The organism is Glutamicibacter ardleyensis, assembly GCF_014644555.1.
Lineage (GTDB): Bacteria > Actinomycetota > Actinomycetes > Actinomycetales > Micrococcaceae > Glutamicibacter > Glutamicibacter bergerei.
The window spans coordinates 237,956-260,527 of record NZ_BMKX01000003.1; the positions used below are offsets into that span (position 1 = coordinate 237,956).

The window sequence follows — 22,572 nt, forward strand, 5'->3', positions numbered from 1 at the left end:
TAGTTGAACGGTGACATCGTTTTGTACAGTGCCGGGCGCACCCCTAGCAAACTGGGGATATTGTCCTTGGACAATGCACAATAGAGCCATGAGCATGCTTGCCTTTATCGGCGCAGACCCCGAAGGCTACGCCATCCTCGAACTGCGTCAGGCCCACAACGGTGCACCGGTCATCCCGGCCAGGTTGGTGTCCGCAACGGATTTTCCAATGGCCGTACGCACCATTGAAGACGAGCATTCTCCCCGGTGGATCATGTTGCGCACCACCCCGTGGATGCAGCCACTTTTGGCGCACGGTGTCTTCCTTGCCAAGGCACATATTCTTTCGCTTGCCCAAAGGATTTTGCATCGCAGCCCACTGAGCTCCGGTGCGTTAGATGATTTTGATGTAGATAGCCCGAATGCTCCGATACTCCGGCCAAATCAAGATGCACTGTTTGATTCTCCGGTTACCGGGGAAAGCCTCGATGACCTCGTTTCTATGTATCTGGCCCAGCGCCAGGCGCTACCTACCGAGAAGTCCGCGCGCAAACGGCTTGAACTACTTATTCATGCCGAGTCCGTGGGTGCGCTGGTAGCCTGCGAAATGGAACATACGGGATTAGCCTGGGATGAAAAAGCACATCGCGAATTATTGCGCGAGAAGCTGGGGCCCGCAGTAGGCGAGGGGACACGTCCGGTAAAACTAGCGCAGTTAGCCCAGTCTTTAGCCCACGCGCTGAACAGTCCTGGTCTGAACCCCGATTCCCCACGGGAACTTCTTCGTGCACTGCACCGTGCGGGATTTGCGGTTCAATCGGTCCGTGTCTGGGAATTAGAACAACTTAAACATCCACTTATCGAGCAGGTTTTAGAGTATAAAAAACTTTCTCGCTTAGCTAGTACTCATGGAGATGAGTGGCTAGACCAATGGGTCACCGAGGGACGTTTCCACCCGCATTACATCTTAGGGACGGTCGCCTCTGGTCGGTGGGCTGCCAGTGGCGGCGGGGCTTTACAACTCCCCCACTCGATCCGCCAGGTCGTTCGAACTCCCGTGGGGCGAACCTTTGTCATTGCCGACGGACGGCAACTTGAACCACGCATTCTTGCTGCAATCTCCCAAGACCGTCAGCTCCAAGAGGCAGGCCAACAAGATGACCTGTATCAGTGGCTTATCAACGCGAAACTTGTCTCCGACCGCAATGAGGCAAAGTTGGGGATGCTCTCGGTTATTTACGGGGGCGGTGGTGGCACCTCAGGTGCGGTAGGCGCGGCGTTGAAGAAGAACTTCCCACAGGCGATGGCCTATGTTGATCAGGCGGCGAAAGCCGGCGAACGCGGTCAAGGGGTGCAAAGCTGGTTAGGTCGGGGCTGCCCACCGGCGGACGAAGCTTGGATACAGGCCCAGCGAGCCACCCACGATGGGGCCGGGCAGCGAGCTGCGGACGCGGCGGCACGTTCACGCGGCAGATTCACACGGAACTTCGTGGTGCAATCAACCGCGGCGGAATGGGCTCTGGTGTGGCTAGGCCACGCCCGGCATCTGATTCGGCAGGCCGGATGGGGCGACACTTGCCAGCAAGTGTTTTTTGTTCATGACGAAGCGGTCTTTGAATGCCCGGTGGAATTGGCTCCGCAGCTAGGTGAATTAGTGCGCCACGCGGCATTGCTCGCCGGACGTACTCTCTTTGGAGAGCACAGCCCCAACTTCCCGGTCAGTGTCGGAATCTCGCAGAACTACGCTGAAGGCAAGTAACTGGCTAGCCCATCATGATTTCGCGTTGCCTGTTCCACGGCTTGTTCCAGCCCAACTCATCAAATAAGCGATCAAGCACAATGGCAGTAAATCCCCAGATCAAATGGCCCTCATATTCGAAGGCCGGGGATTTGAAGCGTTGTGCACCGCGGCGCACTACCGCGGTCAGCCGGTTATGCGGATTGAGCAGATGCGCCACGGGTACGCGGAACACATCCGCACTTTCACGCAGATCAGCCGCGTAAACCTTGGATTCGGTGTGCCACCAGCCGATCACCGGCGTGACGAGGAAACTCGATACCGGAAGTTCCGTCTCGGTCAGCTGACCGAGCACCTCAATCCCGGAGGTCTGAACTCCGGTCTCCTCCCATGCTTCGCGTAAGGCCGCAGCAACCGCTGAACCGTCCTCCGGGTCCACACCGCCACCTGGGAAGGCGACCTGCCCGGCGTGTTTGCGTAATGTTGAAGCGCGTTCAACAAAGAGCAAGTCAAGGTCTTGGGCCTTGGAATTTTCCCCCACCGCCTCCGCGGTGGCTGATCCGAAGAGGATGAGTACCGCCGCTTTACGCACGCTGTTGGCATCCAGCTGTGCAAAGACCCAATCCTTGGAAAGTTTGGTCGTGGAGCCCTTGCTTTGCTCGTGGGTGGCGATCACCTTTGCCAACTCTGTGCGTGCACTCATGCGTCTAATCCATATCCTTCGGCGCGCAGTTCTCGACGGGTAGCTCCATCAAGCATTTTCTGCAGTAGTTCTTCTCTTCCGGGGGCCAATTCATATTTGAGTAGCTTTTGGGCCTTGGCCGGAATTTCTTCACCGATTCCTGCCGAGGGGCAAAGCTGTGCCAAGACGCAGGCACCACACGCCGGCTTGCGGGCGTGGCAAACTCTGCGGCCGTGAAAGACTACCCGGTGGCTGAGCATGGTCCAGTCACGCTTTTCAAATAATTCACCGACCTCATGCTCTACCTTGACTGGGTCGCTCTGTCCGGTCCAGCCAAATCGATTAGCGAGCCGGCCGAAGTGTGTGTCTACGGTAATACCGGGAACGCCGAACGCGTTGCCAAGCACCACGTTAGCGGTCTTGCGTCCCACCCCGGCGAGTTTCACCAGATCTTCGAGCTTGGCAGGAACTTCTCCGCCGTGTCGCTCGACCAGTGCCGCGGAAAGCCCCAGCAGCGATTCTGTTTTGGCGCGAAAAAAGCCCGTGGGTCGGATGAGCGCTTCGAGCTCTGAGCGGTCCGCCTGGCTCATTGCCAGCGCATCAGGGAATCGGCTAAAGAGTGCCGGGGTAATTGAGTTAACCCGTACGTCGGTAGTTTGCGCGGAAAGTACCGTAGCAACCAGCAGCTCGAAGGGATTCTCAAAATCCAATTCTGCGACTGCATACGGGTATGCCTCGGCTAAGAGTCGGTGCATCTTGCGTGCACGCCGTTTCAGACCTAATTCAGATTCAACTTTTACTTTTGTTGCCACCAGATGATCGTGCCATGAGCCGACGATTTTTTCATTGTTTACCTGCACTTCGTCGCACTCTATGACCGTTCAGCGCAGAAATTGCCCACTGCCACCTCTGTGGTGACACAAACCACAGGTGTTAGCTTGTTGGCGTGTAACTTTGGTCACAGAGTAAATTTTGTTTAACCGAAAGGAAGCGATCACCGGTGAGTGATTCCAAGACCCTGGACAATCTATCCCATGAAACCCGAGCTTTTGCCCCGAGCAAAGAGTTCAGTGACCAAGCCATCGGTCAGGCCAGCCAGTATGCGGCAGCCAAAGAAGACCGCCTAGGTTACTGGGCGCAGCAGGCACGTAGCGTACTGACCTGGGATACAGATTTTGCCGAAACCTTGGACTGGTCGGAGGCTCCGGTAGCCAAATGGTTTGTCGGCGGAAAACTCAACGCCGCCTACAACGCACTAGATCGTCACGTAGAAAACGGCCTCGGCGACCGCGTCGCCATTTACTTCGAGGGCGAACCAGGAGATACCCGCACCTACACCTACGCGCAGCTCACCGAAGAAGTGAAGAAGGCAGCTAACGCCTTCGAATCCTTAGGAGTAGTTAAGGGTGACCGTGTGGCGGTATACCTGCCAATGATCCCCGAAGCGGTCATCACCATGCTCGCCTGCGCACGTATCGGTGCCATCCATTCGGTAGTCTTCGGCGGTTTCTCTGCCGACGCGCTACGTAGCCGTATTGACGACGCGGATGCCAAGCTTGTGGTCACCGCCGACGGCACCTGGCGCCGCGGCAAGCCATCCGCGCTGAAGCCAGCGGTAGACGCTGCGCTAGAAAAGCCCGGCCACACGGTAGAAAACGTGGTGGTAGTTAAGCGCAATGGCGAACAGACCGCCTTCGGTCCGCTGGATAAGTGGTGGCATGAGGTAGTAGACGCTGCCAGCACCGAACATGAGGCCCCTGCTCACGATTCCGAACACCCGCTGTTTGTGCTTTACACCTCCGGTACTACCGGTACCCCAAAGGGCATTGTGCACACCACCGGTGGTTATTTGGTCCAGGGCGCGGTCACTCACCGCGATACCTTTGATCTGCATCCCGAGACCGACGTGTACTGGTGCACCGCCGATATTGGTTGGGTTACCGGCCACTCCTACGTCACTTACGCGCCATTGATCAATGGCGCCACCCAGGTGATCTACGAAGGAACTCCAGACACCCCGCATCAGGGACGCTGGTGGGAACTGATTGAAAAGTACAAGGTCTCGATTCTTTACACAGCACCCACCGCGATCCGCACCTTCATGAAGTGGGGCCGCGACATTCCAGACGGATATGACCTATCCTCCTTGCGCGTGCTTGGCTCAGTAGGCGAGCCAATCAACCCCGAAGCGTGGATGTGGTACCGCGATGTCATCGGCACCAACAACGGTAAAAACGGTGAACGCAAGGAAAACCCCACCCCCATCGTGGATACCTGGTGGCAGACCGAAACCGGCGCGCATATGATCACTCCACTGCCTGGCGTCACCGCGACCAAGCCGGGCTCGGCTCAGGTTGCCGTTCCAGGAATTAGCATCGACGTGGTAGATGAAGCCGGCCAGTCCGTTGCCGATGGCGAAGGCGGTTTCCTGGTCATCCGTGAGCCTTGGCCCGCCATGTTGCGTGGCATCTGGGGCGATATGGAACGCTATAAGTCCACCTACTGGTCCCGTTTTGATGACATGTACTTTGCTGGTGATGGTGCCAAGAAGGATGAGGACGGGGATATTTGGTTGCTCGGTCGCGTCGATGACGTGATGAACGTATCCGGTCACCGTCTATCCACCACCGAAATCGAATCCTCGCTAGTGGCCCACCCATATGTGGCCGAGGCCGCGGTGGTCGGTGCGAAGGACGAAACTACCGGCGAAGCCGTGGTGGCGTTCGTCATCTTGCAGACGGAACCTGCCGAGGGCGAAGACGTGGTGGCAATCCTGCGCAACCATGTGGGCAAGGATATTGGTCCCATCGCCAAACCACGTCACGTACTGGTGGTTCCGGAGCTGCCGAAGACTCGCTCGGGCAAGATTATGCGACGTCTACTCAAGGACGTGGCCGAAGGCCGCGAAGTGGGCGACTCCACCACGCTGTCCGATGCTGATGTGATGACACAGATTGCGCAGTCAATGAAGAAGTAGCACTGGCTGGTTTTCATGAGAAGCCGTCACCGCCCTAGTTCATTTTCCTGCAACTCTTTGAGGGGTTGTCGGAAAGTGCCGGGGATGGTGGCGGCTTCTTTGTGCTCGTTTCATCTGAACTCCCCCACTAAAACAAACTTGAGCTCTCAACATTACGACAGATGTTACGGGCAAGCACAGCTAAATTTCCGCCTATGAGCCCCGTAATACCGGATGCAACAGCGGTGATAGCCAGAGTGTGTAATAGATTTGAATAATGACCTACTCAGCGAAGCGCACCATCTTGTTACTGAACGGACCGAACCTGAACCTTTTGGGAACTCGCGAGCCCGAAATTTATGGGCACGATACGCTCGCGGATGTTGAGCGACTGGCCATGCAGGCGGCCGCCGAACAGCAGCTAGATTTGGAAGCGCTTCAGTCCAACCATGAAGGTGTGCTCATTGATGCAATTCATGAGGCGAGACTGAGCAAAGGCGGCATCATCATTAACCCTGGGGCTTTCACCCACACCTCGGTGGCCATAGCCGATGCGCTTAGCGGGGTGTCCCTACCGGTAGTTGAGGTACATATTTCCAACGTGCATCAGCGTGAGGCATTCCGCCATCACTCATACGTTTCTGCGGTAGCGTCTTCAATCATTATTGGCGCCGGTGTTAACGGCTACCGGCTCGCGGTGCAGCAGATGGCCCATCTTCTTAGCCGCTAATCGCTAATGCAGTCGCCAGTCTTGATTGAGTTAGTCCGTTGCCCTGCGGCTTTAAGGGCGATTTCCATCTCTTCAAGACTCAGCGCAAAGCCGATTTCATCGTTGCCACGAGATTTAGCAAAGACCATACCTACCGCTTCGCCAGATTCACTAACCAGTGGGCCACCGGAGTTGCCCTGGGCCACCTTTGCGGTCAGCTGATACACGGATAATGAGGACGGATCTTCACCATAAATATTGGCGATAGATACCGTAGCGCGTGAGGCAACTACCGCTCCACGCACCTGCAATGGCCCACCGGCCGGGAAACCAATAAATGCTGCCTGGTCGCCGCGCCCCAGATTTTGATTTGCGAGCTCTAATGGGGTGGTGTTCATCCCATCAACGCGAAGCACCGCGATATCGGCCTCCGGATCAAAATAAACAACCTTTCCGCGGTGAAGTTCATCACCACCAACTTCCACCGTGGCAGCGCTCAAACCGGCCACCACGTGGGCGTTGGTCATCACCAGTTGGTCAGCAATAACAAAGCCAGAACCGGTCAGGTTCACACCACATTGCACGGCGGTACCGGAGATCTTAGCTACCGATTGCACGGCCGCACGCTGCAAATCATTAGGTGCCCATTCTCCAGGCTCCACTGGCTCTACCGGTGGGGCGAATGGGTCCAGCAATGCGGGGATCGTTTCGGCCATTACCGCCGAGCGTGCTGAGGAGATTGCAGTGTTTACAAACTCCGGTGTCAGCCCGCGAATTGAGGCAATCATTTTTGACTTGTCGATCTCGGTGGATAAACGCGGAATACCCATACTTGACGTGGAGAATGCCAGTGCGCCGATGACCGTGGCGGTAATAAAAACCGAAAGCACACCGCCAGCTAAACCATCCGCGGCACGCAAGAAATCAAAGTTCATCCAACGTCTTATTCGGACCGCAAATACTCGGCCCAAGGCTTGACCCAAAACGAGCAGTACGGCCGCGGTGGCCACCATCAGGCCTACTCGCCACCAGGGGTTTGAAGCGAGGGTTGAGACCATCGGTATGGCGAAGAATGCTGCAACGCCGCCAGCGACGAGTCCGATCATGTCGCCGACCGTGTAGAGGAAGCCACGACGAATCCCGGCAATAAAAAAAGACAACAAAACTATACAGATGGCAAGGTCTAGCCAGCTGAATATTCCGAGCACCGAGACCCCGCTTCATTCACAAACTTTCTATTAACCCAAGGTACCCTTAGAAGCTGATGGATTTCTGCGAGGATATTCGCGAGTTTTAGTAGGGTGAGCGTGATTCTCAACATTTCTTGGCCAAACCACGTGTGGAAACTGTCACATTGTTACCAAATACGGCACAATGAAGTTAGCGCTTACTACTGTTGACAGGAGATTTTATGGATATCGAGGTACTGCGTCGTGCGCCGCTTTTTGCGTCGCTGGGTGATGAAGTATTCGCCACGCTAACCGAAGAATTGACCGAGGTCGATCTGTCTCGCGGTGCATCAGTGTTCCGCGAAGGCGATCAGGGTGACCGTCTCTACTTCATCGTCTCGGGCAAGATCAAGCTTGGTCGCACTTCCGCCGACGGACGTGAAAACCTGATCGCCGTTCTCGGCCCAGGTGAACTGTTCGGCGAAATGGCGCTCTTCGATCCACACCCGCGCAACGCAACCGCAACCGCCGTGTCGGAAACCCGACTGGCAGGCCTAAGCCACGAAAACATGCGCAAGGCGATCTTGAACTCCCCGGAGGTCTCGATCCAGTTGCTGCAGGCTTTGGCTGCGCGTCTACGTCGCACTAACGAGTCCCTAGCCGATCTGGTGTTCTCCGACGTTCCTGGCCGTGTGGCCAAGGCACTGTTGGATCTGGCTGACCGTTTCGGTCGCCCAGCAACCGATGGCATCCTGGTAGCTCACGAGCTCACCCAGGAAGAGCTGGCCCAGCTGGTCGGCGCCTCCCGCGAAACCGTGAACAAGGCTTTGGCCGAGTTCGTGCAGCGCGGATGGCTCCGTCTGGAAGCCCGCGCAGTCGTCATCTTGGACATCCAGCGTCTGCGTCAGCGTTCACGCTAAGCATCGCTGTAAGAACTATGGCCGGAAATCCTTTCAAGGATTTCCGGCCATAGTTCTTTGTGCGCAAAGTTTTTAGTGTCCTGGTTCGGCCTGCCAAGGACGAGTTGATTCGTCCCCTAAGGTTCCAAGTACTTCAAGATAATAGGTGCCATCACGCACCAGCAGGTCCGGGTGTTGAACATCCAGGCTCCGTGCACGGGAAAGGTACGCGACCACTCCGTGAGCGTCCACCATGCGCTCGAGCATGAGCTCCACCGCGGGACTGGTAATTTGTGAAAGCCGCAGCCCTTGGGTATCGGGCTGCCCAATCAGGTCTCCGAGGCCGCTGGTAGCCCGCTGCTCGATGATCTGCTCCGTACTGCACCATTGCGCCCATTGGCCCTTAGCGCGCAATAGAGAGGGTTCCTGACGCAATGGAACCGTCGCCGCGAAGTACCAGGTGTCAAAACGGCGGAATGCGAAGTTAGGACTCACCCAGTGAGCCACCGGACGCAAGAGATCCGTGCGCAGGCCTAATCCACGTCTGCGCAAAAATTCTGCAAACTCCAGATCCTGCCCGGCAATAGCCTCACGCGCGGACATCCATTCTTCGGGATCGCTCATTTCGATGACCGATTGCTCGTCGGTGCCGGCCAGCAAGATCCCGGTTTCTTCAAAGAGTTCTCTGATCGCGCAAACAAGATGTACGCGCACCAGCTGTTGATCCAGCACATCCAAGCGTTTGGACCACCAAGTCAGGTTCGGACCAAACCACTTGTATTCGGCTCGGTCTCCGACCTCGACGCTTCCACCGGGAAAAGCCACGCTGCCCAAGGGAGATTCACCAGAGCGGTAGCCCAAAAAGGTTTCCACGCCATGGGCGCCATCTTGGACCAGGCACACCGAGGAGGCTCGGCGCGCGGCCCGGGGTGTGCGCGAGCCATAGGTAAACCAATTTTCTGCCGCTGGAATTTGATGTGGCGGCAATTCCACCAGGCGGCGCGCCATTCCGGTGCGCGCGGCAGACGGAATTGCCCGCCCCGCGCGCACACCGGAATGGCGTTGTGGACTACTCAAATTCGGCGATGACCTCAACCTCAACCGGAGCGTCCAACGGCAAGACGGCCACGCCGACTGCCGAACGTGCATGCACTCCGGCTTCGCCAAGAACATTTCCGAAGAATTCGGATGCTCCGTTGATGACGCCAGGCTGGCCGGTAAACGCAGGATCCGACGACACGAAGCCAACGACCTTCACGATACGCTTAATGCGATCTAGGTCACCTATTTCTGCCTTGATCGCTGCCAGCGCATTCAGTGCGCAGGTCTGTGCCAGAGCCTTGGCTTCTTCAGCCGAGACCTCTGCCCCGACTTTGCCTCGAGCTGAGAGTTCACCGTTAATCAGCGGCAGCTGTCCGGAGGTGTAAACGTAGTTGCCAGTGGTGACCGCAGGCAGGTACGCGGCGACCGGCTTGGCCACAGCTGGCAACGAAAGACCGAGCTCGGCCAGTCTGGCCTCGACACGCGAGGAAGTAGCTTCTTGCATGGGGTTTTACTCCTTCTAAAAGTTAGGCTTTTGGACGCTTCATGTAGGCCACTGGATTGGTTCCATTGGGGCCTGGAACGATTGCTACCAGCTCCCAACCATCGTCACCCCACTGATCCAAAATCTGCTTGGTTGCGTGGATAACGAGCGGCAAAGTGGCGTATTCCCATTTAGTCATACTCGATACGTTAGCGCGTCCTTGTAAACTAGTAGGTATGGCAGCCAAGAAGTCCCCCTTTTTTGACACAGCTACCACTCTGGGAAAGATCGTTGCGTTCTTCGGAATCAGTGCCCTTTGTGGTGTGCTGGCCGCGGGCATGATCGTCCCCGTGGCAGCAATCGCAAAAACCGGTTTGACCACCGGAAATAATATTGTAAGCGCGCTTCCGAGCACCTTCGAGAAGCTTCCAATTCCGCAGCCTTCGCGTGTCCTGGACACCGAGGGCAAGGAGATTGCGTCGTTCTATGAACAGAACCGCGATCCGGTGAAGCTCAAGGATATTTCTCCTTACATGCGCAAGGCAATCGTTTCCGTGGAAGACGAGCGTTTCTACGAGCACAACGGTATCGACCCCAAGGGCATCGCCCGCGCGGTCGTCGGCAACCTGACCAGCTCGTCACGTTCCGGTGCGTCAACATTGACTCAGCAGTACGTCAACAACCTTTTGGTCAATAACCAGATCTTGACCGGCTCCAAAGAGAGCACCGTCTCTGGTCAGAAGGAATACTCTGACAAGATTCGTGAACTGAAGTACGCGGTAGCTATCGAAAAGGAAATGTCCAAGGACGAAATCCTTGAAGGCTACCTCAACTTGGTGCTCTTCTCCGGCCGTGAGTATGGCGTGCAGGCTGCCGCTCAGCGCTTCTTCTCCGTAGACGCCAAGGATTTGAACCTGCAGCAGTCGGCAATGCTTGCCGGCATGGTTCAGCTTCCAAACGTCTACAACCCGATCAACAACCCCGAGCGTTCCCTGGACCGTCGCAACAAGGTGCTGGGCAATATGTACCGCACCGGTGCGATCACCAAAAAGGAATACGACAAGGCCGTCAAGTCCAAGCTTGGAACGGATCCCAGCGATTCCGCTTCGGGCTGCATGGCTGCCGGGGACAACGGATATTTCTGTGACTACGTCACAAACCTGATCCTCAAGGACAAAAACTTCGGCAAGACCAAAGAGGATCGCCAGAACATGCTCTTCCGTGGTGGTTTGACCATCAAGACCACGCTGAATTCTTCCTTGAATAAACAAGCTGCCAAGGATTCACGCGAAGCAATTGATCCGAATGCCAAGTCAAATGACGACATTTATTCCTCGCTGGTTTCGGTACAGCCTGGCACGGGCAATATCTTGACCATGGCGCAAAACACCACATACGCACCTAAATCCGAGGAAGTCGGCAGCCGTACCTTCTTCAACTTTGCTGTAGAACGTTCCCTTGGCGGCGCGGGAGGCTTCCAAGGCGGCTCTACCATGAAGCCATACACCACACTTGCATGGCTGCATGAGGGTAACAAGATGTACGACAAGATCAACGCGAAACGGCAGAGCTATCCCGGCGACTATAAGTGGAAGGCTTCTTGCCTTCCAGGCGGCTCGACCCAAACATACACAAAATGGGATGTCGGAAACGCTTCACGTGGGTTCGCAAGAACGATGACAGTTGATTACGGACTAATGTGGTCAGTGAACTCCGCTACCGTCGCGGAAGCTGCCAAAGTGGATTTGTGCACAATAACTGATTACACCACCAAATTAGGCCTATTGGATCAGGACGCTGATAAAGGCAATCCCGGCCCGATCTCCCCAGCCACCCCATCCTTCATTATTGGCTCACAAAACATCACTCCGCTAGCGCAGGCAGCAGCCTTCGCAACCTTCGCTAACAAGGGCGAATACTGCGAGCCACGCGCCATTACCTCGGTGGTGGATAAGGACGGAACCAATTACAAAGTTCCTAAGCAAGAGTGCTCGCAGGAAATTGATCCGCAATATGTTGCTGACCTCAACGGAACGTTGAAAAAAATTGCGACCCAGCGCGTCTCCAAGGGTCGAGTGGCCGGGCCAATCGCCGGCAAAACCGGAACAAATAACTGGTCGTCGTCAACTTGGTTCGTCGGCTACAGCACCGGAATCTCAACCGCGTCGTGGGTCGGACGATTGGATGGAAAAGCTGGCGAAAAAAAGAACACTCTTCAGAATGCAATGATCAACGATCAGCGAGCAGGCTCCGTGGTTGATTCCTCGACTTACGCAGCTCCGCTCTGGGTTGATTTCATGTCCAAGGCAGTTCAGCAGTACGAGCGCGACTCTTTCGGTTCAGTGTCAAAGGCTCCAAAGCCGAAGCCGAAGCCGAAGGAAGAAGACAGCTCGGACAGCTCGAGCAGCAGCGACAATAAGTCGGATCCAACGAAGGAAGACTCCAAGAAATCGGATGACAACAAGTCTGATTCGAAGAAGTCTGAAAACAACGGCAAAGAGAAGTCCAAGCCGACTACTCCAGCCAAGCCCGGAAATGGTTCGAACGGCTAAATAACCTCGAAAGGCCGCGTTCAACTTTGGTTGAACGCGGCCTTTCGGTTTAGATTGGCATTATCACCAGACTCAGATGGGTCTGTTCCCCCGAAAGGACAATGACGCACCGGTCATGGTTGAAAAAACTAATTTCTCTTCGGCATTCGGTCGAGCCGCGAGCACTACGGCGCTACTTGCCGGCGGTGCCGCCGCGGTTGGAAGCGCACTGCTTGGGTACGGGCTTTACGAGACCCAGAAATTCGGGCTACGTCGCGAAACCGTCAAAGTCCTGCCACGTGGCGCGGCAGATATGCGCGTTTTGCACCTCTCCGATATCCATATGGTTCCCGGCCAGGCCCTCAAACGCCGCTGGTTGCATCAGCTGGCAGATGAGCGACCCGACTACGTCATCAATACCGGTGACAACCTCAGCCACCGGGAGGCAGTCCCCGCGCTGATCGACGCGTTGCGGCCGCTGATGCAATTCCCTGGCGCTTTTGTTCCCGGATCTAATTGCTATTACGCACCGAAGCTGAAAAATCCTTTCAAATACCTCACTCGCAATACCGGCCGGCCTAACCCTTCGGATCGTGACATGCTTCCGTTTGAACAGATGCACCAGGCTTTTGGGGCCGCCGGCTGGGTCAACATGACCAACCGTTCCTACTCCACAGCGCTCAATGATCTCCGGCTTGATCTCACCGGCATCGACGATCCCCATTTGGACCGGGACCAGTTCGCTGGCTGGCCACAGGGCTCTTCCACCAGTTACCAGGCACCGCATGTGCGTATTGCGCTAACTCACGCCCCCTACCTACGAGTGCTGGATCAGTTCACCGAAGAGGGTGCCGACATCATCTTTGCGGGGCACACCCACGGCGGACAGGTCTGCATCCCAGGTTATGGCGCGTTGGTATCGAATTGCGATTTGCCCACCTGGCGAGCACGCGGTCTGACAAATTGGGAACACGCTGGACGCAGTGTTCCGCTCAACGTTTCGGCCGGCATTGGGCACTCTCGTTTTGCCCCGATCCGCATAGCTTGCCCGCCCGAGGCGATACTCCTGACGTTGACCGCCAAAGACTAAGCTTCACCAATATTCAGACCCCGTGCTTTGACTAAGCACGGGGTCTGAAGTCGTTTCTGAGCCTGAGACAAATAATCTATCGGATAGGGATTGTTTGATTGAATTTTCCCAACTACTGACTGTAGGCTGTAGTCCGGTTGATATTTTTTGGTGATGGTGGGGTAAAGCGCATGGCGCGAGAACATAACGCGGAACCGGCAGATGCGGTTTCATTAACTACCACTCTCAAACGGCTTGGACCTTTTGTCCGCCCAATTCTCCCCCGCCTCATGGGCGGTTTCTTCTGTGCCTTGGGCGCAGGCATTGTCGCCCTGGCGATCCCGCAGGTACTTGCCTGGCTGGTCAACAACGTACTGGACAAAGATGGCAGCAGTACCCAGATCTGGATAGCCATGGCTATTGTCGGCGGCCTAGGGCTGCTCGAAGCACTGTTCATTTTCCTCCGCCGGCAGTTTGTGCTTAACCCGGCAGCTGGACTTGAAGCGCAGATGAGGATCCGCTTCTACAAGCACCTGCAACGGCTTCCCGTGGCATTCCACGAACGGTGGGGCTCGGGACAGCTGCTCTCGCGCTCCATGTCTGATCTGTCGTTGCTGCGGCGTTGGCTCGCCTTTGGCGCGATGATGCTCGTGGTGGATACCGTTACCGTGATCACCGGTCTGGCGCTGATGTTTTTCCACTCCTGGATTCTTGGCTTGCTCTACTTGCTCGGTGCCATCCCCATCGCTATCAAGGCCTACCAATTCAGAAATAACTATCGGGCAGCAAGCAGGCTAAGCCAAGACCAAGCCGGCGACCTCGCCACAGCGGTTGAAGAATCGGTCCACGGCATCCGTGTCATCAAGGCTTTCGGCCGTGGACGCTACGTCTACGAAGGCTTCAGCGCACAGGCCAAGTCACTACAGCAAACTGAAATCTCCAAGGCAAAAACCTTGGCTGGTTTCTTGATGACGGTAGTGGCAATCCCAGAAACGATTCTAGGAATCGGCCTGCTCATCGGTATTTCAATGGTTGCCGCCGGCTCATTGAGCGTAGGTTCCTTGGTTGCGTACTTTGCGATCGCAGCAGTTATTGCCGGTCCGGTGGAGGGCATGGGAATGCTTCTTGGCATGACGCTGAGCACCAAAACCGCTTTGGACAGGCACTTCGAGGTGATGGACGCCGCCAACAATATTGTTTCCCCGCAGAAGCCTCGCGCACCCCAGGAACGAACCGGTGAAGTCCAGCTGAAGCACGTGCGTTTTGCCTATCCCGACGATTCAGGCCGAGGCCGTCCGGTGCTTGCGGATATCGACTTCACCATCCGCCCTGGAGAAACGATGGCTTTGGTAGGAATCACCGGCTCTGGCAAATCCACCTTGCTCAATCTAGTGCCACGCCTGCACGATGTGAGCGCAGGACAGGTCCTGGTCCACGGCCAGGACGTGCGTGACTGGGACCTGGAACAACTTCGTCAAGAAATCGCGGTGGCATTTGAGGACACCACCCTCTTTTCAAATTCCGTCCGCGAAAACGTGCTGCTTGGCGCTCCCGCGGAACTGAATTCTGCTCAGCGCGAGGAGCTTCTGGCCCAGGCTCTGGATGTTGCCCAGGCACAGTTCGCGTACCAGCTGCCCCAGGGTGTTCAGACGCTGATCGGCGAAGAAGGCCTCTCACTTTCTGGCGGACAGCGTCAACGTCTGGCCTTGGCCCGCGCCATTGCGGCGCAACCGCGTATCTTGGTTCTTGATGATCCGCTCTCTGCCTTAGATGTACGCACCGAGGAGGCAGTGACCACCAAGCTTCGTGAAGTTCTTCGCGGAACAACAACCTTGGTAGTCGCCCACCGGCCCTCCACCGTGATGCTTGCAGACCGGGTCGCGCTACTTCGTGATGGACGTATCGACGCAATCGGCAGCCACACACACCTGCTCAGCACCAATGAACATTACCGCTACGTGATTGCCAGCTTGGATGACGAAGCACCGATCAACGAGGAGATCTCACGATGAGCAAACCTATGGGTGTCTCTGACGAAGACAACATCAACCTCAGCGGTGTTCAACGTAAACAGGTTCGTAGCCGTTCCTTTAGGTTGCTGGCCAGGCTGGCTATGCCACAGAAGAAATTATTTATCCTCACCGTGGCGCTGGTCTTGGTTTCGAATGCGGCTCGAGTCGCCTTGCCGTTGCTCATTGCCTTGGCCATCGACTGGACGTTACCCCAGGTCCGTGAGGGCAACTGGAGTGCCCTGGGAATATCAGGTGGCGCTTATATTATTTGCGCGATTCTTGCTGGTGTCTTATTAGCTTGGTACATCAACTGTGCAGCCCGAATTTCTCAGGCCATGCTCCTAGATCTGCGCCAACAAGTCTTCCGCCACACGCAACGATTGAGCCTAGAATTCCATGAGAACTACACCTCCGGTCGCATCATCTCCCGGCAGACCTCGGACCTAGAGACCCTGCGCGAGTTATTGGACCAAGGCGTCTCGGAACTAGCCTCTTCCTGTGTGTTTGTGGTCTTCACGCTGATCACTATCTTTGCTTTGGACTGGCGCAGCGGATTGGTGTTGTGCATTGCCGCCGTCCCGGTCACGATCCTGTTCTTTTGGTATCAAAGCCGTTCCGAGGTCCTCTATCGCGAATCTCGCGTGGTCTCCGCGAAAGTCATCTCCACTTTTGTGGAAACCATGACAGGTATCCGTGCGGTGAAGGCTTTCCGTCGCGAAGTTGCCAACGATGAAAATTATGGCGATATCGCAGAAAAATACCGGGTCAACTCGGTACGTTCCTTTAATCTCTTTGGAATTCTGCAGCCTGGCCTAGTGCTCATTGGTAACCTCACCGTGGCGGCACTGCTCGCCTATGGTGGTTTTCGAATCTTGGATGGCACGCTGGCGGTCGGTGTGATGGTTGCGCTGTTGCTAGCGGCTAAACGCGTCTTCCAACCCGTGGAGCAGATCGCGATGTTCTATTCGTCCTTGCAATCGGCCACCGCAGCGCTTGAAAAAGTGTCCGGACTTTTGGAGGAAGAGCCAAGCGTCAAGGAACCGCTCAAGCCGCGGAGCATCGACCAGGTCAAAGGCGAGATCGTTTTTCGTGACGCGGTCTTCGGCTACGGGCAGGGTCCTATCATTATGGATCGCTTTGACCTGAAGCTTGAGGCAGGGCAAACCGTAGCGGTGGTCGGCCAGACCGGTGCCGGCAAATCAACACTGGCCAAACTCATCTCGCGTTTTTATGATTTGCGCTCCGGAAGCCTCGAAATAGATTCGGTGCCAATTCAAGAAATCTCAAATACTGAATTACGCGAACACGTAGTGATGGTGACTCAGGAGGCCTTCCTGTTCTCGGGTTCGGTGGCCGAGAACATTGCTCTGGGAAATCCCACGGCAACGCTGGCAGAAGTCCAAGACGCTGCCAAGGCGGTGGGTGCCCACGAATTTATCTTGGAACTACCCGAAGGCTACGATACCGATCTGAATAAGCGCGGTGGCCGAGTCTCTGCCGGCCAACGACAGCTCATTTCCTTCGCTCGCGCCTTCCTGGCGGATCCGGCTGTCCTCATCCTCGATGAGGCAACCAGCTCGCTGGATATCCCGTCCGAGCGCGCCGTGCAACGTGGCCTGCAGCAGCTGCTGGGCAATCGCACGGCACTGATCATCGCGCACCGGCTGTCCACGGTACAGATTGCGGACCGGGTGCTGGTGGTCCACGATGGGAAGATTATCGAAGATGGGACTCCCGAGCAGCTCATCGCTGATCAGGGTCGCTTTGCTTCCCTGCACAAGGCGTGGAAGGATTCGCTGGTTTAGCTGGCGTACAGACGATGGCAAACGAACTGAGTGACTTCGTCCAGGCACCGAATCAAGGCTTGCATCCGGAAGTTTATGAAACTGAAAACAATGCAATGGATCGAAGCGGAGTACTCTTCGCGAGGCTTCAAGACCTTGCGCCTTGGGACGGCAAAGGTTTGTTGGATCTCGGTTGCGGGACTGGGTATTGGTTGCTGAAATGCCTCACCGATTTTCGAACCTTCATCGGAGTAGATGTCATTTTCCGAAGTCCTCAGCACTGAACCGATCCACCCGTAAGGGGAACCTCTTGCGGGACAGCCACTATCGTGGTTACTTCTCTGTGCTTTTCAACGCTAGATGCCGCAGTCCCAAGACTCGGAAGATGTTTCGTCCAGCCACGGTGCCAGCCCACCGGGCGACCTTGAAGCAGCCCAAGCCCCCGATGGGACGCGCAAGTCAACGGTTGCCCTCTTATCGATTGGCAGGCATTGCTGGCCACGACACCCGCAGCTACCGGGGCGGGCCGTTGATCAGATGTAGCGACAGACCTGGTCGGCGGAGCAGGAATCCGGCTCCGGCTTGCTTGCCTTTTCGTGGAGCTGGGAAATGGTTTCCCTGAGGGCCAGGAGTTCGGAGATCTGGGCATCGAGTTCCCCGAGGCGCTGCCCCAGCAGGCCCTGGACGTGTGAGCACGGTGTCTGGCCGTGCTCGCGGATTTCCAGGATCTGCCGGATCTGGGCGAGGGTGAGCCCGGCGGCCTGGCCCCGGTGGATGAACCCGATCCGCCCCACGGCGTCCTCGGTGTAGTCCCGGTAGCCGGAGGCCAGGCGCTCGGCCGGAGGGAGCAACCCCGACTCCTCGTAGAACCGCAGGGTCTTGGTCGTGGTTCCGGTCGCTTCCGCAAGTTGCCCGATCCTCATGTTCGCCGATTCCCCTTATCAATGGCCACCACACTTGACCTTCCACTGTACTGGAAGGTCCATGATGGTGCATAGGAACTTTTGAACCACAGCGAAGAGGCAACTGGAATGACAAACGAAAAATTCGATCTGGCGATCATTGGGTCCGGAGGCGGCGCCTTTGCGGCCGCGATCCGGGCCACCGGACTGGGCAAGCGCGTCGTGATGGTGGAACGCGGCACCGTGGGCGGGACATGCGTAAACACCGGATGCGTGCCCTCAAAGGCACTCCTGGCCGCAGCGGAGGCCCGCCACGTCGCGTTGGACTCGACCCGCTTCCCCGGGGTGACGGCCTCGGCGGGCCCGGTGGACATGCCCGCCCTGATCCAGGGCAAGGCCGCCCTGGTGGAGTCCATGCGAACCGAAAAGTACCTCGACCTGGCCGCGGACTACGGCTGGGCCATGGTCACGGGGAACGCCTCGTTCACCGGGACCCAGGACGCACCGCTGCTCCGGGTCGCCTCCCCTGACGGCGCGCTGCGAACGATCGAGGCCGGACACTACCTCGTGGCCACCGGCTCCACCCCCTACGTGCCGTCCGTCCCCGGACTGGTCGAGTCCGGATACCTGACCTCGACCACGGCGATGGAACTGGACGAGGTGCCCGAATCATTGCTGGTCCTGGGCGGGGGCTATGTTGCCCTGGAAATGGCGCAGCTTTTCTCCCGGTTGGGCTCCCGGGTGACCATGCTGGTCCGCTCCCGGTTGGCATCACAGGAGGAACCGGAAGCCTCCAAGGCCCTGGCAGGGGTGTTCGCCGACGAGGGCATCCGGGTGGTCCGGCGGGCCACGGCCGACTCCGTGGCCTCCGGCCCGGACGGGGTCTCGGTGACGGCAAGCGTAGCCGGGGGCGAAGAGGAATTCCGCGCTTCCCACATCCTCGTGGCACTGGGCCGCCGCCCCGTCACCGAGGGGATGAACCTTGACGCCGTCGGCGTGAAGACCGGCACCACCGGCGAGATCGTGGTCGATTCTCGCCTGTCCACGTCCAACCCGCGCATCTGGGCCGCCGGGGACGTAACCGGACATCCGGAGTTCGTCTATGTCGCCGCAGCGCACGGGGCCCTGGCCGTGGAGAATGCGTTCACCGACGCCGTGGCCGAGGTCGACTACCGGCACCTGCCCCGGGTCACCTTCACTTCTCCCGCCCTCGGGTCGGTCGGGCTGACGGAGAAGGAAGCCGTGGCTGCCGGGATTCGTTGCGAGTGCCGGGTCCTGCCCCTGGATTACGTGCCGCGCGCGGTGGTCAACCGAGACACCCGCGGCTTCATCAAGGTGGTCGCCGAGCTCGGCACCGGACGGATCCTGGGCATTTCCGCGGTGGCCAGGGACGCCGGGGAAATCGCCGCTGCCGGGGTCTACATCCTCGAAGCGGGAATGACCACCACACAGGTCGCCGCCGCCTGGAGCCCGTACCTGACGATGGCCGAGGGCATCAGGATCGCTGCCAAGGCCTTCACCACCGACGTCGCAAAGCTCTCCTGCTGCGCCTGATCCACCGCCCCACTACCGAAGCAGGGGACGGCCAATCATTGTCGTTTCGTCTCGCTATGCAAGGAGCGGACCTTGACCGCGACGGTTGTTCCAGATTTGCGATCCTGAACAGACCGCACAAGGCGCTCATGTTCTATCGGTATGAGCACTACGGAGGCCCTCTGCAGTCGGGTACGTCAACTAATGATCAAGAAAATGGGATATCATCATGAAATGCCAATCAATCAAGATGCTCAGATGGACGCATGCAGGCTGGACCCCGCTGCCGCGTTGTTCCATTCCCTTAGCGACCCGATTCGATTGAAGATCGTCAAGCGAATGGCCGGCGGCGAGGTGCGGGTTGGCGACCTCACCCGCGAATTGGGCCTGGCCCAATCCACGGCCTCGATGCACGTGGCCTGCTTGCGTGATTGTGGCCTGGTCGAGGGCCGTTCCGAGGGCCGCAGCGTGTACTACTCGCTGTCCCGCCCGGAGTTGATGAACATGCTCGCCCAGGCGGAGATCCTGCTTGCCGCCACCGGCAACGCGGTCAGCCTGTGCCCGAACTACGGCCCCGACAGCACTACCGCCCCAATGATTGAAGTGGAGAACGCCCGATGAGCGACGCCTGCGGATGCAGCGATGCGACAGCAGAAACCGGTGATGCCGAAGAGGCCACGGGTTTCTGGCAGGTAACCGAGGTCCGGGCGGCTGCCGTTTCCGGTGTGCTGCTGTTGGCGGGGTGGATCGCCTCACTGGCCGGAGGCCCCCGGATGCTGACGCTTCCCCTGGAAATCGGTGCGCTGCTGGTTGCTGCCTGGACGTTTGTGCCCTCCACGCTCCGACGCCTGTTCAAGGGAAAGATCGGCGTAGGGACGCTGATGACGATCGCCGCCGTGGGTGCGGTGGCTCTCGGCCAGTTCGAGGAAGCCGCGATGCTGGCCTTCCTGTATGCAATTTCGGAGGGGCTTGAGGAATACTCACTGGCGAAAACCCGGCGGGGCCTGCGGGCACTGCTGGACCTGGTGCCGGCCGAGGCCAGGATCCTACGCAACGGAACCGAGACGACGGTGTCCCCCTCCGATCTGGTCCCCGGGGACCGCATGGTCGTCCGGCCCGGGGAACGCCTGGCCACCGACGGGCAGGTAATCACCGGACGCACCTCCCTGGACACCTCGGCGCTCACCGGAGAATCCGTCCCCGTCGAGGTCGGCCCCGGCTCCGAGGTCTACGCCGGTTCCATCAACGGCACCGGTCCACTGGAAGTGGAAGTCACCAGCACCGCTGATAACAACTCGCTGGCCAGGATTGTGCACATCGTCGAGGCCGAGCAATCCCGCAAGGGTCCGGGGCAGCGACTGGCCGATTCCATTGCCAGGAAGCTGGTCCCCGGCATCCTGATCGCCGCGGCCCTGATCATCGTCTTTGGTTTCATTGTCGGGGAACCGGCGTTGTGGTTCGAACGCGCGCTGGTTGTATTGGTGGCGGCATCGCCCTGCGCGCTGGCCATCTCCGTGCCCGTCACCGTGGTGGCCTCCGTAGGGGCTGCCAGCCGGATCGGGGTACTCATCAAGGGCGGCGGCGCGCTCGAAACCCTGGGCAAGATCCGCACCATCGCCTTGGATAAGACCGGAACCCTGACCCGGAACAAGCCCTCCGTGATCGAGGTCGTGGGCACCGCCTCCGCGACCCAGGAACAGGTGCTTGCCCTTGCAGCGGGGCTGGAAGACCGCAGCGAACACCCGCTGGCCCGCGCCATCCTTGCCTCGACCACCGAGCGGGCATCGGTCACCGACGTGGACACGGTTCCCGGCGCGGGTCTGGAAGGGCGGCTCGAAGGCCGTTTTGTCCGTCTCGGCCGCCCAGGATGGATCAAGGAGGGTGACTTGGCCGGGGACATCGAGCGGATGCAGCATGCCGGAGCAACGGCCGTGCTCATCGAGGACGACGGCAAGGTCATCGGCGCCATCGGTGTCCGGGACGAACTGCGCCCGGAAGCAGCCGAGGTCGTCGCCAGGCTCACGGCATCCGGCTACACCACCGCCATGCTCACCGGTGACAACATCATCACCGCAACCGCACTGGCCCGGGAAGCGGACATCACCGAGGTCCACGCGGATCTGCGGCCCGAGGACAAGGCGGAGATCATCCGCACCCTCCAAACCCGGCAGCCCACCGCGATGGTCGGGGACGGAGTCAACGACGCTCCCGCCCTGGCCACCGCAGACACGGGCATCGCCATGGGGGCCATGGGCACCGACGTGGCCATTGAAACCGCCGACATTGCCCTGATGGGCGAGGACCTGCACCACCTGCCCCAGGTCCTTGACCACGCGCGCAACACCCGCCGGATCATGCTGCAAAACGTGGGCCTGTCCCTGCTGCTGATTGCCGTGCTGATCCCGCTGGCCCTCTTCGGGGTGCTCGGGCTGGCAGCGGTGGTGCTCATCCACGAACTGGCCGAAATCGTCGTGATCGCCAACGGGGTCCGGGCTGGCCGGATCACCCGCCGGGCCGCACTGAAAAGCACGCAGTCGGCCCCGGCGTTGGAGCCGAGCGCGTGAGCGCCGAAAAGGCTCGCCAGATCGGGACGCGTCCGCGCTCGGTCCGGCGGTTCCGCGCCGTGCTGCTCGCCTGGGCTGCCGCCCTGGCCGCAGCCGACCTGGTGATCAAGGCGGCGGCCGAGGTCCTGCTCTCCGACGGGCAGGTGAATGATCTGGGACTGATCAACTTCAGGTTGCTCTACAACCCCGGCGTTGCGTTCAGCTTCGGGTCCTCCCTGCCCTCGTGGGCGGTCATTGCCGCGACCGGACTGATCATCGTCGCCCTAACCTGGTATCTGCTCTCATCGGCACCCACCATGACGGGGCTCTCGCGGGCAGGCGGGGCACTGCTGCTGGGCGGCGCAATGGGCAACTTCATTGACCGGCTCGACGGGCTCGGCGTCGTGGACTACCTGCACACCGGATGGTTCCCCACCTTCAACCTCGCCGATGCCTTCGTCACCACCGGAGCGGCCATTCTCGTCCTGGCGGCCTTCCTGCACCCCCGCACCGCACAGGAACAATAACCTAACCACGCTTG

General features: G+C 58.4%; 19 protein-coding genes. 12 read left to right on the forward strand and 7 right to left on the reverse strand.

Translation table 11 applies throughout. From position 1 onward, the window contains the following. Positions 1-88: 88 nt before the first annotated feature. Positions 89-1,738, forward strand: a complete 1,650-nt coding sequence (locus IEX04_RS09095) for a bifunctional 3'-5' exonuclease/DNA polymerase (protein ID WP_188685209.1) — start codon at positions 89-91, stop codon at positions 1,736-1,738. Between the two features lie 4 nt (positions 1,739-1,742). Here IEX04_RS09095 and IEX04_RS09100 read toward each other — a convergent pair whose 3' ends face one another. Together IEX04_RS09100 and nth are read right to left on the reverse strand one after the other, a co-directional pair. Continuing rightward, on the reverse strand, positions 1,743-2,420 hold the full coding sequence (locus tag IEX04_RS09100; protein ID WP_096257036.1) for an NUDIX hydrolase: 678 nt from the start codon (positions 2,418-2,420) through the stop codon (positions 1,743-1,745). After that, positions 2,417-3,211, reverse strand: a complete 795-nt coding sequence (gene nth, locus IEX04_RS09105) for an endonuclease III (protein WP_382344628.1) — start codon at positions 3,209-3,211, stop codon at positions 2,417-2,419. Before nth ends, IEX04_RS09100 begins: the two co-directional genes overlap by 4 nt. A gap of 188 nt (positions 3,212-3,399) precedes the next feature. Between nth and acs the strand changes: the two genes are divergently transcribed. After that, positions 3,400-5,376 carry an acetate--CoA ligase gene (gene acs / locus IEX04_RS09110; RefSeq protein WP_096257037.1) on the forward strand — a complete coding sequence of 659 codons (1,977 nt, stop codon included), beginning with the start codon at positions 3,400-3,402 and terminating at the stop codon, positions 5,374-5,376. A gap of 256 nt (positions 5,377-5,632) precedes the next feature. Then, a complete protein-coding gene (gene aroQ, locus IEX04_RS09115) occupies positions 5,633-6,085 on the forward strand; it encodes a type II 3-dehydroquinate dehydratase (RefSeq protein WP_096257038.1) in 453 nt (150 codons plus the stop codon). Here aroQ and IEX04_RS09120 read toward each other — a convergent pair. Beyond that, positions 6,082-7,272 (reverse strand): MarP family serine protease, encoded by a 1,191-nt coding sequence (locus IEX04_RS09120; RefSeq protein ID WP_096257039.1) that lies wholly within the window; start codon positions 7,270-7,272, stop codon positions 6,082-6,084. The two genes, aroQ and IEX04_RS09120, sit on opposite strands and share 4 nt — an antisense overlap. A gap of 203 nt (positions 7,273-7,475) precedes the next feature. Here IEX04_RS09120 and IEX04_RS09125 point away from each other — a divergent pair, with 203 nt between their 5' ends. After that, complete coding sequence (locus IEX04_RS09125; RefSeq protein ID WP_096257040.1) at positions 7,476-8,153, forward strand: Crp/Fnr family transcriptional regulator; 678 nt, start codon at positions 7,476-7,478, stop codon at positions 8,151-8,153. A gap of 72 nt (positions 8,154-8,225) precedes the next feature. Here IEX04_RS09125 and IEX04_RS09130 read toward each other — a convergent pair whose 3' ends face one another. The 3 genes from IEX04_RS09130 to sp36 form a co-directional block, all read right to left on the reverse strand. Beyond that, on the reverse strand, positions 8,226-9,140 hold the full coding sequence (locus tag IEX04_RS09130; RefSeq protein ID WP_188685272.1) for an NUDIX hydrolase: 915 nt from the start codon (positions 9,138-9,140) through the stop codon (positions 8,226-8,228). Positions 9,141-9,201: 61 nt separating this feature from the next. Then, positions 9,202-9,678, reverse strand: a complete 477-nt coding sequence (locus IEX04_RS09135) for a RidA family protein (protein ID WP_105675766.1) — start codon at positions 9,676-9,678, stop codon at positions 9,202-9,204. Between the two features lie 22 nt (positions 9,679-9,700). Continuing rightward, positions 9,701-9,856 carry a Sp36 family protein gene (gene sp36, locus IEX04_RS09140; protein WP_096283344.1) on the reverse strand — a complete coding sequence of 52 codons (156 nt, stop codon included), beginning with the start codon at positions 9,854-9,856 and terminating at the stop codon, positions 9,701-9,703. Positions 9,857-9,893: 37 nt separating this feature from the next. Between sp36 and IEX04_RS09145 the strand changes: the two genes are divergently transcribed. The 4 genes from IEX04_RS09145 (at position 9,894) to IEX04_RS09160 (ending at position 17,074) form a co-directional block, all read left to right on the forward strand. Further along, positions 9,894-12,209, forward strand: coding sequence for a transglycosylase domain-containing protein (locus IEX04_RS09145; protein ID WP_188685211.1), 2,316 nt, complete (start codon positions 9,894-9,896; stop codon positions 12,207-12,209). A gap of 115 nt (positions 12,210-12,324) precedes the next feature. After that, a complete protein-coding gene (locus IEX04_RS09150; RefSeq protein WP_188685213.1) occupies positions 12,325-13,278 on the forward strand; it encodes a metallophosphoesterase in 954 nt (317 codons plus the stop codon). Between the two features lie 170 nt (positions 13,279-13,448). Then, positions 13,449-15,269 (forward strand): ABC transporter ATP-binding protein, encoded by a 1,821-nt coding sequence (locus IEX04_RS09155; RefSeq protein WP_188685215.1) that lies wholly within the window; start codon positions 13,449-13,451, stop codon positions 15,267-15,269. Continuing rightward, the gene (locus IEX04_RS09160) at positions 15,266-17,074 is read left to right on the forward strand and encodes an ABC transporter ATP-binding protein (RefSeq protein WP_188685217.1); all 1,809 of its coding nucleotides are present in this window, start codon (positions 15,266-15,268) and stop codon (positions 17,072-17,074) included. Before IEX04_RS09155 ends, IEX04_RS09160 begins: the two co-directional genes overlap by 4 nt. 512 nt (positions 17,075-17,586) lie before the next feature. Here the strand turns inward: IEX04_RS09160 and IEX04_RS09170 are convergent. Then, a complete protein-coding gene (locus IEX04_RS09170) occupies positions 17,587-17,976 on the reverse strand; it encodes a heavy metal-responsive transcriptional regulator (RefSeq protein ID WP_188685220.1) in 390 nt (129 codons plus the stop codon). 108 nt (positions 17,977-18,084) lie between these two features. Between IEX04_RS09170 and merA the strand changes: the two genes are divergently transcribed. The 4 genes from merA (at position 18,085) to lspA (ending at position 22,558) form a co-directional block, all read left to right on the forward strand. Continuing rightward, positions 18,085-19,509, forward strand: a complete 1,425-nt coding sequence (gene merA / locus IEX04_RS09175; protein ID WP_188685222.1) for a mercury(II) reductase — start codon at positions 18,085-18,087, stop codon at positions 19,507-19,509. A 213-nt stretch (positions 19,510-19,722) separates the two neighbouring features. After that, entirely contained in the window at positions 19,723-20,109 is a 387-nt protein-coding gene (locus tag IEX04_RS09180) for an ArsR/SmtB family transcription factor (RefSeq protein WP_188685223.1), read from the forward strand. Beyond that, positions 20,106-22,052 (forward strand): heavy metal translocating P-type ATPase, encoded by a 1,947-nt coding sequence (locus IEX04_RS09185; RefSeq protein ID WP_188685225.1) that lies wholly within the window; start codon positions 20,106-20,108, stop codon positions 22,050-22,052. Before IEX04_RS09180 ends, IEX04_RS09185 begins: the two co-directional genes overlap by 4 nt. Beyond that, positions 22,049-22,558, forward strand: a complete 510-nt coding sequence (gene lspA, locus IEX04_RS09190; protein WP_188685227.1) for a signal peptidase II — start codon at positions 22,049-22,051, stop codon at positions 22,556-22,558. The genes IEX04_RS09185 and lspA overlap by 4 nt, the downstream gene beginning before the upstream one ends. The last annotated feature ends 14 nt before the right edge of the window (positions 22,559-22,572 follow it).